The organism is Rhodanobacter sp. Col0626, assembly GCF_049994385.1.
In the GTDB taxonomy this organism is placed as follows: Bacteria; Pseudomonadota; Gammaproteobacteria; order Xanthomonadales; family Rhodanobacteraceae; genus Rhodanobacter.
The window spans coordinates 4,210,229-4,225,996 of the sequence record NZ_CP188260.1 but is presented as its reverse complement, the minus strand read 5'-3'; the positions used below and the strand labels follow the sequence as shown (position 1 = coordinate 4,225,996).

The following is a 15,768-nucleotide window of genomic DNA, read 5'->3' as shown; positions in this document are numbered from 1 at the left end:
GGTGCGTGATGCGTCGTCGATGGGCTGGCTTCAGTGTTGGCGCTTGATCCAGCGCAGCAGGGCTTTCCAGTCCTGCTGATGGTTGCGTACCTGTTCGGACTGGTAATCGAAAATGCCTTTGCCCAGGCCGGCAAGCAGCACATAGGCCTGGCTGTCGCGCAGTTGCGCGGCGATCGGGAATGGCGATTGTTCGGCGAGCTGGGCGATCGCATCCTGGCTGGCATGGGTCCACGGCTTGAGCCGGTTGGCGACCAGCGCCACCGGCAGTTTGCCGCGCTGGATGCGCTTGATCGACCGCAGTTCGGCGAGGAAATGCAGTGTGGCATTGAGATCGAACGAGGAAGGAAGGACGGGCACCAGCAGCACGTCTGCCACGTCGAGATAGGGCTCGAGTTCACGCTCGCCGGAGCCGGCGGGCGTGTCGATCAGCAACTGCTGGGTATCCGGAGGTAGACGTTGCAGGTTGCGTCGGCCGCCTTCGAGGGCCAGTACGCCGGGGACGTTGTCCGGTCTGAGCTCGGCCCAGTGGAAGCTGGAATGCTGCCGATCGGCGTCGATGATCGCGGTGTGCTGCCCCGCCTGTGCCCAGTGCGACGCCAGTTGCGTCACCAGCGTGCTCTTGCCGCAACCGCCCTTGCTGCTTGCCACCAGCGTCGTAAGCATCGGTTCACCCTTGCCACGGAAGGTGGCTCAAGCCTAACCGGGGAACAGGGAAAGGGGAACGGGGAAGAAAGTGACCGCCGCGGCATCCGGCCACCTTCGTCGCGTCTATTTCGCCGCTTGCGGCTGCCAGTCGGTGGGTGCGTCGACCGGAATGTTGTTGTCGCGCAACGCCGCCAGCACCAGGCTCATCTCGGTGCCGCCGCTGCGCGCCAGCGCCAGCAGATGTTGCGCCAGTGCCGGATCGTCCTGCACGCGGGCCTGCAACTGGCCGAAGTTCTGCACCTGCCAGATCAGGTTGCGGCGGGCATCCTTGGCCTCCTGCTGTTGCGCCGGATCGTCCGCCAGCACTTCACGCAGGTGCAGGCCGAGCGAACGCGCCAGCGGACTGGAGCCCCATTCGAGCGTCTTGCTCAGCTTCAGGCAGTCCGCCTTGATCGAGGCATCCTCGCTGGCGCTTTCACACAGCTTGGCGACCAGCCGCAGGTTCGGCTGCGGCTGGGTGCCGGCAAGCCCGAACACCAGCACGGTCTGCATGCCCACCGCCCCGCCCTTGTGGGCTGGATCGAAGGTATCGGCCGGTGGCGGCAGTACGCCGATCGAGCCGGCGAGCACTTTCATGCTGGTGCCGGTGTAATCGTCGTAAAGCTTGGCGGCCGCGGCCTTGGCGAGATCTTCGCGGGCGGCATCCGACTTCATCGCGTGCGTGTCGGTGCCGAGTTTGAGCAGCCAGACGGCGGCGTTGTCCGGCGCCTGGGTGAGCAGCTTGTCCAGCGCGGCGGCATTCGGGCAGGCATCAGCCTTGTCGTCGCAATCGGCCAGCCACACCCAGCTGACCGCGGCGTCGGCACCGTCGGCATGTGCGGCGCGTGCAATCAGGGCATGGAAGCCGTTGCTTGGTGGCTGGTTGAACAGCGGCCGGGCCAACAGGGCGGCCCCAAGCAGAGGCAGCGCATCGGCGCGCGGCGCCAGCACGCTGACCAGATCGCGCTGGAACGCCAGCTGGGCCTTGTCGCGCGCCTTGGCCGCCTTGCTCGGTTCGTGAGGGTTTTTGGCGGCGGCCTGGTCGGCGGCGAATGCCGGTGTCGCCGCCAGCGCCAGTGCGCAGGCCAGGGCAAGGTAGCGTAGTCCACGCGTCATGGGCTCGAGTCCACAATCAAAGCGTTCAGCATACTGCCTGCGGATTAAGCGCGGCTGATCCGGCGACCGGCCGAGGCGGGCACTCACCGCACGGCTTGCTAGGATGCACGTTTCGGCGCGTGGCCGCGCCGCTCACAGTTCGGAGACGCGTAGTGGATCATTTGTCGACATTTGCCGGCGGCGCACCCTGGTTCGTCGGATGGGGCACGCTGGCCTTGATCAATGCCGCCCTGGCGCAGGGCAAGAACCGCAGCGGATTGCTGTGGTTCCTGTTGTCGCTGTTGTTTGGCCCGCTCGCCACGTTGTTGCTGGTCGTGCTGCCGAAGGTGCGCAATACGCTGTTCTGATCGCGACCACGGCGACGCGATCATCGTGGCGATTTTATTCGCCGAGTTCCTCGCGCATGAATTCCGGCTGGGCCAGCGCGCCCTTGTGGATGTCGGCGTTGTAGTAACGGGTCGGGAAGTTCTTGGCTGAAGCGCCACGCTCGCGGAAGCCGGACAGGTCGCCACCCTTGCGCGCCATCGTGCAGCTCCACCAGCCGGTGGGGTAGCACGGCTGCGGGAACGGCAGCGTCTTCACCGCACTGAAACCGGTGGTGCGCATCGCCGAGCGCATCGACTTGATCAGGTCCAGGTGGGCCAGCGGCGATTCGCTCTGTTGCACCAGCAGGCCGCCATGGCGCAGCGCCTTGTAGCAGCTGGCGTAGAACGCGGCGTTGAACAGGCCTTCGGCCGGGCCGACCGGATCGGTCGAGTCGACGATCACCAGGTCCAGCGAGTCGGGCTCGCACTCGGCCATGTACTTGATGCCGTCGATGAACAGCAGCTCGGCGCGCGGATCGTTGTTCGATTCGCACAGCTCGGGGAAATACTCCTCGGCCAGGCGGGTCACGCGCTCATCGATCTCCACCTGCACGGCGGACTCGACTTCCTCGTGCTTCAGCACCTCGCGCAGCGTGCCGCAATCGCCGCCGCCGATGACCACCACGCGCTTGGCGCGCGCATGGGTGAACAGCGCCGGGTGGGTCATCATCTCGTGATAGAAGAAGTTGTCGCGGGTGGTCAGCATCACGCACCCATCGATCACCATCAGGTTGCCCCAGTCGGTGGTCTTGTAGATCTCGATGGTCTGGAACGGCGTCTTCTCTGCATGCAGCAGTTGCTCGGTGCGGAAACCGATGGAGGAGCCGGAAGCCTGGTGGGCTTCGGTGAACCAGCTGAGCTGCTGCGACATGGCGGGTGTTCCTGACGAACCGGGGTGGAAGGACAAAGACCGCCGATTGTAGCGATAACGGCGGTGAACGTCCCGACAGCGGACAATGCCGCGTTGCGCATATCGTCACAGGCGCCCATTACAATGGCCGCTGGCCCTGCCGACGCAGCAGATCGGTGGCCGACCAGTCTGATCGGCCCCGCGGCGTGCGAGGCTTCCGGTCGCTCGGACTCGTGCTCCCATCGTTGAGCAAGACGTCAAGGCTCGCCGCTGCGACGACATCATCCATGCTTGTAACAAGCGCCTGCACAAGGAGCTACGCTGATGTCGAATCACTGGACCACCGATACCGCCCGCCACACCTACGCCGTGCCGCACTGGAGCGACGGCTATGTCGACGTGAGCGATGCCGGTGAGATCGTCATGCGCCCGCGCGGAGCCTACGGGCCTGCGCTGTCGTTGCCGCAAATCGTCGAACGCGCCCGCGCCGAGGGCCTGCGATTGCCGTTGCTGGTGCGCTTCCCCGATATCCTGGCTGATCGCCTGGCGCGGTTGCAGGGCGCGTTCGCCCAGGCGATCGCCGAGCATGGCTACGCCGGCGGCTACACCGCGATCTACCCGATCAAGGTCAACCAGCAGCGCGGCGTGGCTGGCGAGCTGGTCGCTGCCGGCACCCACGGCTTCGGCCTGGAAGCAGGCTCGAAACCCGAGCTGATGGCGGTGCTGGCGATGGCGCGACCCGGTTCCATCGTGATCTGCAACGGCTACAAGGATCGCGAATACATTCGCCTTGCGCTGATCGGACGCAAGCTCGGCTTGCGCGTGCACATCGTGATCGAGAAGCTGTCCGAACTGGACCACGTGTTCAGCGAGGCGAAGGCGCTGGACGTCGAGCCGCTGCTCGGCGTGCGCGTGCGGCTCGCCTCGATCGGTGCCGGCAAGTGGCAGAACACCGGTGGCGACAAGGGCAAGTTCGGGTTGTCGCCGAACCAGGTGCTGACCCTGATCGAACGGCTCGACGCGGCTGGCCTCAAGCACACGCTGAAACTGCAGCACTTCCACATGGGCTCGCAGATCTCCAACGTGCGCGACATCGCCAACGGCATGCGCGAGGCGACCCGCTACTTCGTCGAGCTGCGCCGGATGGACGTACCGCTGGAGATCGTCGACGTGGGCGGCGGGCTGGGCGTGGACTACGAAGGCTCGCGCTCGCGCAGCCACAACTCGATCAACTACTCGATCGAGCAGTACGCCACCACCATCGTGCAATCGCTGGCCGAGGCGGTGGCGGCCGAAGGCCTGGCTGCGCCGCACATCCTCACCGAGGCCGGCCGCGCGATGACCGCGCACCACGCGGTGATGGTGGTCAACGTGACCGAGGTCGAGCAGGTGCCGGCCGGGGCGATTCCGCCACCCTGCGCGGACGAACCGGCCGTGCTGCGCCGCTTGCGCGAGACCTGGGAGGAACTGGACCGACGCCCCGCGCTGGAACTGTTCCACGAAGCCCAGCATCACCTGAGCGAAGGCCAGACGCTGTACGCGCTGGGCCAGCTGGCATTGGCCGACCGCGCGCGGCTGGACGAGATGTACTACGCGATCACCAGCGCCGTGCGGCTGCGCCTGCTGCCGGCCGAGCGCTCGCATCGACAGGCGCTGGACGAGCTGGACGAGAAGCTGGTCGACAAGTACTTCGTCAACTTTTCGGTGTTCGAGTCGGTGCCGGACGTCTGGGCGATCGGCCAGATCTTCCCGATCGCGCCGATCGCCCGCCTGGACGAACAGCCCACGCGCCGTGGGGTCATCGTCGACCTCACCTGCGATTCGGACGGCCGCATCGACCACTACGTCGACGCCGAGGGCGTCGATGTGAGCCTGCCGCTGCACGAGCTCAAGCACGGCGAAAGCTATCGGCTCGGTATCTTCATGGTCGGCGCCTACCAGGAGACCCTGGGCGACATCCACAACCTGTTCGGCGACACCGATGCGGTCAACGTACGCGTGGACGGCGACGGCTACACCTTCGCCCACGTGCGCCGTGGCGATACCACCGACCTGATGCTCGACTATGTCGGCTACGACCTGGAAGCACTGCGGCAAAGCTATCGCGAGCGCATCGCCAGCGCCGGCATGAGCGGCGCGGAAGCCGGGCAGCTGTACGACGTGCTCAATGGCGGCCTCACGGCCTACACCTACCTGGCCGAAGACATGCATTGATTGAAAGCCCCTCTCCCTCCGGGAGAGGGGTTGGGGTGAGGGTTCGGCCGGGAGCGCAAACTTTGCCTCGGCCCCGAACCCTCATCCGTCGCTTCGCGCCACCTTCTCCCAAAGGGAGAAGGACACTCCCAATCCCCTGGATCCCCGAAGGAGCAACGCATGACAAGTCTCAACGGCAAAGTCGCCCTGATCACCGGCGCGGCCAGTGGCCTGGGCAAGGCGATCGCCGAGTTGTATGCGAAGAACGGCGCCAGCGTGGCGATCGCCGATATCAATCAGGAAGCCGCGGATGCGGTAGCTACGGAGATCAACGCCGCCGGCGGCAAGGCGATCGGCGTGGCAATGGACGTGACCAGCGAGGACGCGGTCAACGCCGGCACCGACAAGGTGGTTGCCGCGTTTGGCCGTCTGGACGTCCTGATTTCCAACGCCGGGGTGCAGATCATCAACCCGATCGAGCAGTTCGCCTTCGCCGACTGGAAGAAAATGCTGGCGATCCACCTCGACGGCGGTTTCCTCACCACCAAGGCGGCGCTGAAACATATGTACAAGGATGACGGTACCGGCCACAGCCGCGGCGGCATCGTGATCTACATGGGCTCGGTGCATTCGCACGAGGCCTCGAAGCTGAAGTCCGCCTATGTCACCGCCAAGCACGGCCTGCTCGGCCTGGCCCGCACGCTGGCCAAGGAAGGCGCGCCGCATAACGTGCGCTCGCACGTGATCTGCCCGGGCTTCGTGCGCACGCCGCTGGTCGAGAAGCAGATTCCGGAGCAGGCCAGGGAGCTGGGCATCAGCGAGGACGAAGTGATCAGGAACGTGATGCTGAAGGATACCGTCGATGGCGTGTTCACCACCGTCGAGGACATCGCGCAGACCGCGCTGTACCTGGCCACCTTCCCATCCGCTGCGCTGACCGGACAATCGATCGTGGTCAGCCACGGTTGGTTCATGCAGTAAACGCCATGGCCGCCGACAAACGCGCAGGCAAGACCACGCTGTCGCTGGCCGACACCGTGGCGCGCGACTATCGCGCCGTCGCCCTGGTGCTGCAGGGCGGTGGCGCACTCGGCGCTTACCAGGCTGGCGTGATCGAGGCGCTGGACGAAGCCGGGCTGCATCCCCATTGGGTCGCCGGCATCTCGATTGGTGCGTTGAACGCGGCGATCATCGCCGGGAATCCGCCGGGGCGGCGGGTCGAACGGTTGCGCGAATTCTGGGAGACGATCTGCCGTCCGCCACTGTTGCCGTCCACGCTCGTCTACAACGCGGCGGCGTGGCCGCTGTTGTGGCAGAACGGCATCAGCGGGCTGGCCGCATGGCGGGCGCTGACTGAGGGGCAGGCTGGTTTTTTTCATCCGCGCCCGACGTCCCTGCTGCCCTGGCACACCGGCCCGGCCAGCGCGAGCTGGTACGACACCGCACCGTTGCGCGCCACGCTGGAACGGCTGGCGGATTTCGACCGCATCAACGATGCCCGCGCGATGCGCGTATCGGTCGGCGCGGTCAACGTGCGCAGCGGCGACTTCGTGTATTTCGACAACACCCGCGACACCCTGCGGCCCGAGCACTTCATGGCCTCCGGCGCGTTGCCGCCGGGTTTTCCGGCGGTGGAGATCGACGGCGAGTTCTACTGGGATGGCGGCATGGTTTCCAATACGCCGCTGTACAAGGTGTTGAGCGAGCGTCCCAGCCGCGACACGCTGGTGTTCCAGGTCGACCTGTGGAGTGCCCACGGCACGTTGCCGCGCGATCTGGTGGAAGTCGCCGAGCGCAGCAAGGAGATCCAGTTTTCCAGCCGCACCCGTCTGGTCACCGAGTTCATGCGCCGCACCCAGGAACAGCGTCGGCTGCTGCACGACTTGATGGAGTTGGTGCCGGAAGACCGCCGCGATACCCCGGCCTTTCGCCGCGCAGCTGCCCGCGCGGAGGCGACGCTGACCAACGTGATCCACCTGATCTATCAGGACAAGCCCTACGAGGGTCACTACAAGGATTACGAATTCAGCGCCGCCAGCATGCACGGCCACTGGCACAGCGGCGTCGCCGACATGCGCCACACCCTGGCGCATCCGCAGTGGCTGGCTGCGCCCGATCCCGAGCATCCGTTCGTGACGCATGACGTGCATCACGGCGAGGCCGGCTGAACGCCTGCCTGTCTGCGCTCAGCTGTCGCGGGCGACCTGCAATCCGGCGGCCGACTGGTTGACCGGCATCACCTCGACGCGATTGATGTTGAGGTGTGGCGGCAGGTTGGCGATCCACAGGATCGTGTCGGCGATGTCGCCGGCGGTGATCGGATGGACGCCGGTGTAGAGATTGTCCGAAGCCGCCTGGTCGCCGCCGGTGCGCACCAGGGTGAACTCGGTCTCGGCCATGCCCGGTTCGACCGAGCTCACGCGGACGCCGGTGCCATGCAGATCGCTGCGCAGGTTCTGCGAGAACTGGGTGACGAAGGCCTTGGTGCCGCCGTATACATTGCCGCCGCGGTAAGCGTAGCTGCCGGCGATCGAGCTGATGTTGACGACCGCGCCGCGACGCTCGATCAGCAGCGGCAAGAGCAGGTGGGTCAGCGACACCAGTGCGGTGACATTGACGTCGATCATCTGCTTCCACTGCATCAGGTCCGCCTGCTGCGCCGGGGCGGTGCCCAGCGCGAGGCCTGCGTTGTTGACCAGCAGGTCGATGCCGGCGAACTCGGCTGGCAGGTTCGCGTGCGCCGCGCGCATAGCCGCTTCGTCACGGACGTCGAATGCCGTCGCATGCACGCGCTCGGCACCATGTTGCGCCACCAGCTGCTGCAGCCGGTCGGCGCGACGGCCGCTGGCAATCACGCGCCAGCCGCCCGTCACGAAACGCTCCACGGTGGCAGCGCCGAACCCGGAGGTGGCGCCGGTGATCCATGCGGTCTTGGTGGTCATGTGCGGAATCTCGCTCAACGGTTCGGTATCGTTGCGACCGGACCGGTCACGCTCATGTGGCCAGCGGTGCGCTGCACGCGGATGCGCGCTATTTGCCTTCTTTCAGGGCGATCGCGTTGATGCCGGCACTGGCCAGGCGCTGCTTGGTCGACTCCAGGTCGGTGGCCGAACGGAACGGACCCAGGCGGACACGGTGGTAGGTCTGGCCGCTGATGCTGACCGACTGCACGTTCGCCACGAAGCCTTGCAGGGCAAGTTTGGCTTTCAGGGACTCCGCATCGCCAGCATTCGGGAACGCGCCAACCTGCAACAGGTAACCGCTGCCGGCGGTGGGCTGCGGTACGGCGGCGGCCGGTGCGGCGGTGATGTTTTCACTGATGGCACGCGGCGTATTCGTCGTCGCGGCCGCCTGCGCCGCCTGTTGCTGGGTTGCAGCCTGCTGCGCCTGCAGCTGCGCCGCCTGCTGTTTCTGTTGTTGCTCGACGCGCGCCTGTGCACTGATCTCGGCGTCGGGGATGCGCACTTCCTTCTCCGACAACACCGAGTAGAAATCGAACTGCGGCTTCTTCGGCGTGCTGTCGCCCGCGGCCGATTCGAGCACGCCGGGCGCGCTGCCGCGCTCGGCGGTGGCCTGCGGGTTCGCCTGCGGACCGTCAGCCTTGCGCAGGCTGGTGAGCAGGCTGCCGCGCGTCATCACCGCCATCAGGATGGCGCCGGCGATCAGACCGATCACGGCGTAGCCCCAGCCCGGAAAACCATTGCTGCCATTGCGCACGGCCTGCCGGCCCTTGCCCTTGCGTGGTGCCATTACATCTTCTCCGGGGCGCCGAGGCCCAACAATTCCAGACCATTCTTCAACACTTGCCGCGTCGCCACCACCAGCGCCAAGCGCGCGTTGCGCAGCGCGGCGTCATCGACCAGGAACTGGTGCGAGTTGTAATAGGTGTGGAACGCGTTGGCCAGGTCACGCAGCCACGCAGCGACCAGGTGTGGCTCCAGGTTCGTCGCGGCGGCCTCGACCAGCTCCGGGTATTTCGACAGCTCGGTCAGCAGGATCTGCTCGTGCTCGGTGTCCAGCCTTGCCAGTTGGGCAAGGCCATCGGCGAGATCGAACGTGAAGCCCTTCTCCGGTGCCTGGCGCAGCACGCTGCAGACGCGCGCATGCGCGTACTGGATGTAGTAGACCGGATTGTCGTTCGATTGCGAGCGGGCCAGGTCGACGTCGAAAACCAGTTGCGAGTCGCTCTTGCGCGCGATCAGGAAATAGCGGGTGGCATCGCGGCCGACTTCGTCGATCAGGTCGCGCAGGGTGACGTAGCTGCCGGCGCGCTTGGAGATCTTCACCTCCTCGCCGCCCTTCATCACCGTCACCATCTGGTACAGCATGTAATCGGGCCAACCCTTGGGGATGCCGCAGTCCAGTGCCTGCAGGCCGGCCTTCACGCGCGCCAGTGAGCCATGATGATCGGAACCCAGCACGGTCACGGCGTGGCCGTAGCCGCGCTGCCACTTGCTCAGGTGATAGGCCACGTCCGGCACGAAATAGGTGTAGCTGCCGTCGGACTTGCGCATCACGCGGTCCTTGTCGTCACTGAAATCGGTGGTGCGAAGCCATAGCGCGCCGCCCTCTTCATACGTATGGCCATGGGCGACCAGTTCGCGCACGGTCTCCTCGACCTTGCCGTCGCTGTACAGCGAAGACTCCAGGAAATAGGTGTCGAAGCCGACGCCAAAGGCCTGCAGGTCGAGATCCTGCTCGCGGCGCAGGCTGGCCACGGCGAAGCGGCGGATGGCGTCGAGATCGTCGACATCGCCGGCACCGGTGATTGTCTCGCCATCGGCCACCACCGATTCGCGGTCGAGGTAGGCGCGCGCCACGTCGGCGATGTAGTCGCCGCGGTAGCCGTTTTCCGGCCAGTGGCTGTCCTCCGGGGTGACACCGCGCGCGCGCGCCTGCACCGAGATGGCCAGGTTGGCGATCTGCACGCCGGCGTCGTTGTAGTAGAACTCGCGTTTCACGTTCCAGCCGCTGGCATCGAACAAGCGGCTGAGGCAATCGCCGATGACGGCGTTGCGGCCGTGGCCGACATGCAGCGGACCGGTCGGGTTGGCCGAGACGAATTCCACGCCGACGGTCTTGCCGGCGCCGCTGGTGTTGCGGCCGTAGGCATCGCCCTCGGCCATGATCCGGCGCACTTCGGCGTGATAGGCGCCCGCCGCCAGGAAAAAGTTGATGAACCCGGGTCCGGCGATCTCGACCTTCTCCACCAGCGAATTCGTCGGCAGCGCGGCGACCAGTTTTTCGGCCAGATCGCGCGGTTTGGCGCGGGCCGGCTTGGCCAGCAGCATGGCTACGTTGCAGGCAAAATCACCGTGTTCGCGATTGCGCGCCCGCTCGATCACGAAGCCGGGCAGACCGAGGTCGGCGGGCAAGGTTGCGTCGTCTTGCAGGGTCCGGATCGCCTGCAATACCAGGTCGCGCAGCTGTTCTTTCACAGGTGGGGTCGGTTTCGTGATGGAACCGCCAATCCTAACAGACCGTCAGGCGTGGCCCGTGCCCGCCTGCGGCAGTTTGACGGGTTGGCCGCGGCGGCATGACCGGGCCCGAGCCGTGATGCAGCGCGACGAGACCGCCTGTGGATAACTCTGTGGGGAAATGGGCCGAATTCGGACCGGGCCACCTTCAGTGAACCTTGAATTCGCGTTGACGCAAGAAATTATATTTATATATCAAATTGTTACGGCGTAAAGGTGTCCTTGAATAGGCGATGCCCCCGGCAAATGCCGATATCTCCGTTTTGTGCATAAGTTTCGGCGACTTGGCGGCGATTTCTGCGGGCTGATCGCGTCGGGGGAGGGACATGCGGCACCGCGACACGGGCCTGCCCGGCCAACTCCCGTGCTTATCAGTGCGTGGACGACGTGTAGTTCGTGCTTGGCGCTGGCTTCGACGCCTCGCTCAGGCCATCACTTCACCGCATCGGCCTGCATCGTTATCTTCAGCGCGATCTCGTCACTTACGTCCGGCACGTTGAAGTTCAGGCCAAAGTCCGAGCGTTTCAGGATGGCGGTGGCATCGAAGCCGACCGCCTGCCGCCGTGTCATGGGATTCTCGCCGATCTTGTTCAGTCGCGCATGCAGCACCACCGGCCTGGTTACGCCATGGGCCGTCAGGTTTCCGGTAATCGTGTACCTGTTCTCGCCTGCCAGTCGCACGCGGGTGCTCTGGAAGGTGATGCTCGGAAACCTGTCGGTGTCGAAGAACATCGGACTCTGGAACTCCTTGTCGAGCTGCGCGACGAAGGTATCGATCCTGGCCACCGGAAAGGTTACGCGCACGGAGGATTTCGAGGGATCGTCGCTGTCGAATACCAGGGTGCCCTGGTCGATGACGGCGACAATGATCGGGTTGGAGAACCCATAGTTGCTGCGGCTCAGCAGGACGAAGGTGTGGGTGGGGTCCAGTCGGTAAGTCACCGGTGTGGCCTGAACGGCGGATTCGGCCGCGCAAAGCGCGGCGACAGCGAGGATACGGACAAGCACGTGCACGGGAAGCTCCTTGCAATAAGACCAGATGCGTACTGGTGGCCGGATTCCATCCGGTAGCGGGGCTGAAGGCCACGGCGGAAAAGAGACGTCCAATATAGGTCATGGACGTCATCACGCACACGGGTAGAGAGCACGTATTGCTATCGGGCGTTCAAGCGCGCCGCAGCGCACTTTCCAGTGCTTTGCGAACAAGCGCTATCCAGGTGCCGGGATTGGCGCCGTCCACTGATTTGAGTGCCAGCCGGAGTCGACGCGGACGTCCTGAATAAGTGTTATTCGTTCCGCAGGCCTTCCGCGCGAAGTTCGTTCCCCGAATACTGACACGGCGCCAGGGGCCAAGACGCTTGCCCGACCTGGTGCATCAACCTGTCCTGCGGTGAAGCCCGCTCCATTCCATCGATTCATCTTGCCTTGGGACTGAATATCCGGGCCGCGGTGCGTTGAGCCTTGCATCACTCGGGGGGCAAGGAATGTTGCGGGATTTCAGCCACACATTTATCGCCAACAGTGAGTAAGGGGACCGAGAACATGGCTGTTGAAGCAAGCGCGAGGCTTCCATTCGACGGGACGCTCGCTAAGGCGTTGGTTCACAAGGTATCCATCGATCAGGTGCTGTTGACGGACTACCGGCCGGAATCCGAAAAGGGAACCGTGCTCTACGCACAGCTTCCCAGGTCGCACGGCTTTTATTGCGAACATATGGTTGACGCCAAGCGTTTCGACCTGGTGGCGCTCATCGAGATTTGCCGGCAGTCCTGCTTTGTGGTGGCGCACACGCAATTCGGCGTGCCATTGGAGGGGAACGGTTACCAGTTTCTGTTTCAGGAGCTCGATGCCACCCTTGTGGGGACGCGAGCGGTGGCTCTGAGCCACAACTCCGGAGGGCAACTGGTCCAGCTTGTCGTGAAAAGCACGATTGAGAGGGAGTGGAAAAAGAAGAGTGGCGCCACTTATGGGCTGCTTTGGTTCTATTCGCTGGAGACCGTGGATGGCGTGGAAATCGCGCAGATCCGGATTCGGCAAACCTGGCTCGAACGCTTCAAGTGGCGTGAGATACGCCTGATCATGAAGCGGGAGCGCGAGATAGCGCCTGACATGGAAATCCCGGCCGCGCCCGGTACCGAGCTCACGCCCGCTGAAGTGGCGCGGATAAATCCCCACAATATCGTTCTGCACAACCTGCGGCATCTCAGCGAGGGCCGCTACGAAGCCATGGCCAGGATCGATACGCGTCATCCTGTGCTGTTCGATCGTGCGACGGAACACATCTACGCCATGATCCAGATCGAAGTGTGCCGGCAGCTGGCCTTGTATGCCGTGTCCCACACCTTTGAGGTCGATGCCTTCGAATTGGATGTCTGGAAGTGCAAGTCAACATTCGACACCGTCGGCGAGCTGCAACTTCCGGCAAGGGCGACAGCCAGCGTCCAGGTGCATGACCGGGAGCAGTTGAGCGCCACCGTGTCCCTGACGATTTCGCAACAGGGCAGAAAGGTCTCCGTTTTCGAAGTGGGCGTGCGGCGCATGCCCTGACAGTTATTCGTTCAGGCTCTTGAAGAAAGTGTGGGTGACGCGGCCCGTTGGCAAGTCGAACGTTCCGCGCGCCAGTCGCATTCGATCTATTCGCAACTCACCGGAGGAAACGCAGATGGACAGTTTTAGCATTGACAACCTGATCGAACTCATCAAGGAAGTGGGTGAGCAGGACGCATCCGCGGAAATCAGCATCAGCACGGAAGATGTGGACACCGGTTTCGATGCACTTGGCGTGGACTCGCTCATGTTGCTTTCGGTGGTGGCGCAACTGGACGTGCAATATGGAATCAGCATCGGGCTTGAAGACGCGACGTCCGCAAAAAATCCGGCCGAGCTGTTCATGATGGCAAAGGATCGCTTTGCGCTGGACAGAAAGATCGCCTGATCGCCTGGACTTGCGTCAATACGTTTCTTTCATGACCTCCATCCCGCGCATCGCCTTAGCGGGTGTTGCGGTGATTCACCGTGGTCGGGTACTCGCGCATCCGGCCGAGTATCGGTGAGCCGCGCCATGACGGAATGATCGGAACTGTCCCTGGTGGGCATGCCCGCGTCGAAACAAACACTTTCCATTGGAGGGATATATGTGCGGAATTGCCGGTTGGGTGGATTACGAATTGAATATGAGTACGGAGGTCAACGTGCTCAAGCAGATGACCAAATCGCTGGCCAACCGTGGGCCGGATGCCGAAGGCATATGGCACGACTCGCATGCCGCCATTGGCCATCGGCGGCTGTCCATCATTGATTTGTCCGGTGGGCGCCAGCCGATGGAAGCCGGGACGATGGGGTCGACGCAGGCGGTAGTGACGTTTTGCGGAGAAATCTACAACTACCGCGAGCTGCGCAAGGAGTTACAGCTGGCCGGCCATGCATTCGAGACAGGAAGCGATACGGAAGTCTTGCTCAAGGCCTACCTGCAATGGGGCGATGGCATGACCCACCGCTTGAATGGCATGTATGCCTTGGGCATCTGGAATCGCCATACGCAAGAACTGGTGCTGATACGCGACCGGATGGGTGTGAAGCCGCTGTATTACTACCCGACGTCCACAGGCATCCTGTTTGGTTCAGAGCCCAAGGCCATCCTGGCCAATCCGGTTGCGCGGCGGCGTGTTTCCCTGAACGGACTCAGGGAGATCTTCGACATGGTCAAGACGCCCGAGCAGACAGTCTACGAAGGCATGTTCGAGGTCCGTCCCGGCTATATCGTGCGATTCAGCAGAAAGGGCCTGTCCAAGAGTGCCTACTGGTCGCTCCAGGCCAATCCGCATACCGACGATCAGGACACGACCGTGCGCACGGTGAGGGACATCCTGTCTGATGCGGTAAGTCGCCAGATGGTGGCGGATGTGCCCATATGTACGCTGCTATCGGGCGGCCTGGATTCGTCCGCCATCACGGGCTTTGCCGCGAAAAGCCTGGCGCCGCGGAAAGTCCGCTCGTTTTCCGTGGACTTCAAGACCAACATGGAAAACTTTGAGGTGGACGCCGTCCGTGGCGCACCGGACGCGCCCTTTGCGCGGGCGTTGGCGGAGCATGTCGGCGCGGATCATGCCGAAGTCCTGCTGGACAGCAGCGACCTGTTGGACAAGACGGTTCGCGACAATGTCCTGCGTGCCCTGGACATGCCTTCGGTCTATTGGGGCGACATGTGGCCGTCACTCTATCTTCTGTTCCGTGCGATCAAGAATCACTCGACGGTAGCCCTGTCTGGCGAAGCGGCGGATGAAATCTTCGGCGGTTATCGGTGGTTCCACAATCCGGCGGCGATCCAGGCTGATACTTTCCCCTGGCTGACGCCCGGTTCTTCCCGTTACTTCGGAGGCTCGGGACTGCTGGCTCCGGAGTTGCTCGGCCAGCTCGATAGCGAGACGTATCGCAAGGAACGCTATCTGGATGCGTTGAAAGAGGTCCCCGTATTGCCTGGCGAGCTGGCCGTCGACCGCCGCATGCGGGAGATCACCTACCTGAACCTGACCCGGTTCCTACAGACCCTCCTTGATCGCAACGATCGCATGAGCATGGCGGTGGGCCTGGAGGTGCGTGTCCCCTTCTGCGACCACCGCCTCGTGGAATATGTCTTCAATGTGCCTTGGCAGATGAAGAATGCCGATGGACGCGAGAAAAGCCTGTTGCGCGCTGCCGCCAAGGATGTGTTGCCGGCAGCGGTCTACAACCGTGTCAAAACGCCCTATCCGGCCACGCAGGATCCCCGGTACGAGAACGGGCTACGTGAGGAATTGGCGGAATTGCTGGCCGACCACAACGCGCCGGCCCGCCCGCTGCTGGACCTGAAGAAGGCCGGGACATGGATGAAACGGACCGACGCAGCCGTGAGCCATCCGTACAACCGCGGCAGCCTGGAAGCGACTTTGTCGCTCAATCGGTGGATGAGCGAGTACGCGATGGACCTTGCGATCTAGGTCAACCGCGGCAGCATCCACGCAACCTATCTGACTGAGCGAACAGGGCTCTCGCCCGACGGGATGCTGCCGGGGTGCCGGCAAGCCACGGCTGCAACGCACCTGGA

General features: G+C 63.9%; 14 protein-coding genes. 7 read left to right on the top strand and 7 right to left on the bottom strand.

The annotated features are described in order from the left end of the window. Window positions 1–30 precede the first annotated feature (30 nt). Together ACPPVV_RS18645 and ACPPVV_RS18640 are read right to left on the bottom strand one after the other, a co-directional pair. On the bottom strand, window positions 31–663 hold the full coding sequence (locus ACPPVV_RS18645; protein ID WP_426701345.1) for a P-loop NTPase: 633 nt from the start codon (window positions 661–663) through the stop codon (window positions 31–33). Between the two features lie 105 nt (window positions 664–768). Beyond that, window positions 769–1,800 carry a hypothetical protein gene (locus tag ACPPVV_RS18640; RefSeq protein ID WP_426701344.1) on the bottom strand — a complete coding sequence of 344 codons (1,032 nt, stop codon included), beginning with the start codon at window positions 1,798–1,800 and terminating at the stop codon, window positions 769–771. A gap of 152 nt (window positions 1,801–1,952) precedes the next feature. Between ACPPVV_RS18640 and ACPPVV_RS18635 the strand changes: the two genes are divergently transcribed. Beyond that, window positions 1,953–2,147: an antitermination protein NusB gene (locus ACPPVV_RS18635; RefSeq protein WP_426701343.1), complete on the top strand. Its 195-nt coding sequence runs from the start codon at window positions 1,953–1,955 to the stop codon at window positions 2,145–2,147. A gap of 34 nt (window positions 2,148–2,181) precedes the next feature. On the opposite strand, the gene speE is transcribed toward ACPPVV_RS18635, so the two are convergent. Beyond that, on the bottom strand, window positions 2,182–3,036 hold the full coding sequence (gene speE, locus ACPPVV_RS18630; RefSeq protein WP_426701342.1) for a polyamine aminopropyltransferase: 855 nt from the start codon (window positions 3,034–3,036) through the stop codon (window positions 2,182–2,184). Between the two features lie 303 nt (window positions 3,037–3,339). Between speE and speA the strand changes: the two genes are divergently transcribed. The 3 genes from speA to ACPPVV_RS18615 all read left to right on the top strand — a co-directional run bounded on the left by speA (window position 3,340) and on the right by ACPPVV_RS18615 (window position 7,376). Then, window positions 3,340–5,229: a biosynthetic arginine decarboxylase gene (gene speA / locus ACPPVV_RS18625; protein ID WP_426701341.1), complete on the top strand. Its 1,890-nt coding sequence runs from the start codon at window positions 3,340–3,342 to the stop codon at window positions 5,227–5,229. Window positions 5,230–5,388: 159 nt separating this feature from the next. Continuing rightward, the gene (locus ACPPVV_RS18620; RefSeq protein WP_426701340.1) at window positions 5,389–6,189 is read left to right on the top strand and encodes a 3-hydroxybutyrate dehydrogenase; all 801 of its coding nucleotides are present in this window, start codon (window positions 5,389–5,391) and stop codon (window positions 6,187–6,189) included. Window positions 6,190–6,194: 5 nt separating this feature from the next. Next, the gene (locus tag ACPPVV_RS18615) at window positions 6,195–7,376 is read left to right on the top strand and encodes a DUF3734 domain-containing protein (protein WP_426701339.1); all 1,182 of its coding nucleotides are present in this window, start codon (window positions 6,195–6,197) and stop codon (window positions 7,374–7,376) included. 18 nt (window positions 7,377–7,394) lie between these two features. On the opposite strand, the gene ACPPVV_RS18610 is transcribed toward ACPPVV_RS18615, so the two are convergent. The 4 genes from ACPPVV_RS18610 to ACPPVV_RS18595 form a co-directional block, all read right to left on the bottom strand. Then, window positions 7,395–8,150 carry an SDR family NAD(P)-dependent oxidoreductase gene (locus ACPPVV_RS18610; protein WP_426701338.1) on the bottom strand — a complete coding sequence of 252 codons (756 nt, stop codon included), beginning with the start codon at window positions 8,148–8,150 and terminating at the stop codon, window positions 7,395–7,397. 88 nt (window positions 8,151–8,238) lie between these two features. Next, the gene (locus tag ACPPVV_RS18605) at window positions 8,239–8,958 is read right to left on the bottom strand and encodes an SPOR domain-containing protein (protein WP_426701337.1); all 720 of its coding nucleotides are present in this window, start codon (window positions 8,956–8,958) and stop codon (window positions 8,239–8,241) included. After that, entirely contained in the window at window positions 8,958–10,646 is a 1,689-nt protein-coding gene (gene argS / locus ACPPVV_RS18600) for an arginine--tRNA ligase (protein ID WP_426701336.1), read from the bottom strand. The genes ACPPVV_RS18605 and argS overlap by 1 nt, the downstream gene beginning before the upstream one ends. 471 nt (window positions 10,647–11,117) lie before the next feature. Then, window positions 11,118–11,699 (bottom strand): YceI family protein, encoded by a 582-nt coding sequence (locus tag ACPPVV_RS18595; protein ID WP_426701335.1) that lies wholly within the window; start codon window positions 11,697–11,699, stop codon window positions 11,118–11,120. A gap of 528 nt (window positions 11,700–12,227) precedes the next feature. Here ACPPVV_RS18595 and ACPPVV_RS18590 point away from each other — a divergent pair. The 3 genes from ACPPVV_RS18590 (at window position 12,228) to asnB (ending at window position 15,661) form a co-directional block, all read left to right on the top strand. Then, window positions 12,228–13,232 carry an AfsA-related hotdog domain-containing protein gene (locus ACPPVV_RS18590; protein WP_426701334.1) on the top strand — a complete coding sequence of 335 codons (1,005 nt, stop codon included), beginning with the start codon at window positions 12,228–12,230 and terminating at the stop codon, window positions 13,230–13,232. Window positions 13,233–13,260: 28 nt separating this feature from the next. Further along, window positions 13,261–13,620: an acyl carrier protein gene (locus ACPPVV_RS18585; protein WP_426703281.1), complete on the top strand. Its 360-nt coding sequence runs from the start codon at window positions 13,261–13,263 to the stop codon at window positions 13,618–13,620. A 220-nt stretch (window positions 13,621–13,840) separates the two neighbouring features. Next, window positions 13,841–15,661: an asparagine synthase (glutamine-hydrolyzing) gene (gene asnB, locus ACPPVV_RS18580; RefSeq protein ID WP_426701333.1), complete on the top strand. Its 1,821-nt coding sequence runs from the start codon at window positions 13,841–13,843 to the stop codon at window positions 15,659–15,661. The last annotated feature ends 107 nt before the right edge of the window (window positions 15,662–15,768 follow it).

Excerpts from the sequence above, each read along its gene's own strand:
- ACPPVV_RS18615 (WP_426701339.1), top strand. The coding sequence starts at position 6,195 with ATGGCCGCCGACAAACGCGCAGGCAAGACCACGCTGTCGCTGGCCGAC.
- ACPPVV_RS18590 (WP_426701334.1), top strand. The coding sequence starts at position 12,228 with ATGGCTGTTGAAGCAAGCGCGAGGCTTCCATTCGACGGGACGCTCGCT.
- ACPPVV_RS18640 (WP_426701344.1), bottom strand. The coding sequence starts at position 1,800 with ATGACGCGTGGACTACGCTACCTTGCCCTGGCCTGCGCACTGGCGCTG.
- speA (WP_426701341.1), top strand. The coding sequence starts at position 3,340 with ATGTCGAATCACTGGACCACCGATACCGCCCGCCACACCTACGCCGTG.
- ACPPVV_RS18645 (WP_426701345.1), bottom strand. The coding sequence starts at position 663 with ATGCTTACGACGCTGGTGGCAAGCAGCAAGGGCGGTTGCGGCAAGAGC.
- ACPPVV_RS18605 (WP_426701337.1), bottom strand. The coding sequence starts at position 8,958 with ATGGCACCACGCAAGGGCAAGGGCCGGCAGGCCGTGCGCAATGGCAGC.
- ACPPVV_RS18620 (WP_426701340.1), top strand. The coding sequence starts at position 5,389 with ATGACAAGTCTCAACGGCAAAGTCGCCCTGATCACCGGCGCGGCCAGT.
- speE (WP_426701342.1), bottom strand. The coding sequence starts at position 3,036 with ATGTCGCAGCAGCTCAGCTGGTTCACCGAAGCCCACCAGGCTTCCGGC.
- ACPPVV_RS18610 (WP_426701338.1), bottom strand. The coding sequence starts at position 8,150 with ATGACCACCAAGACCGCATGGATCACCGGCGCCACCTCCGGGTTCGGC.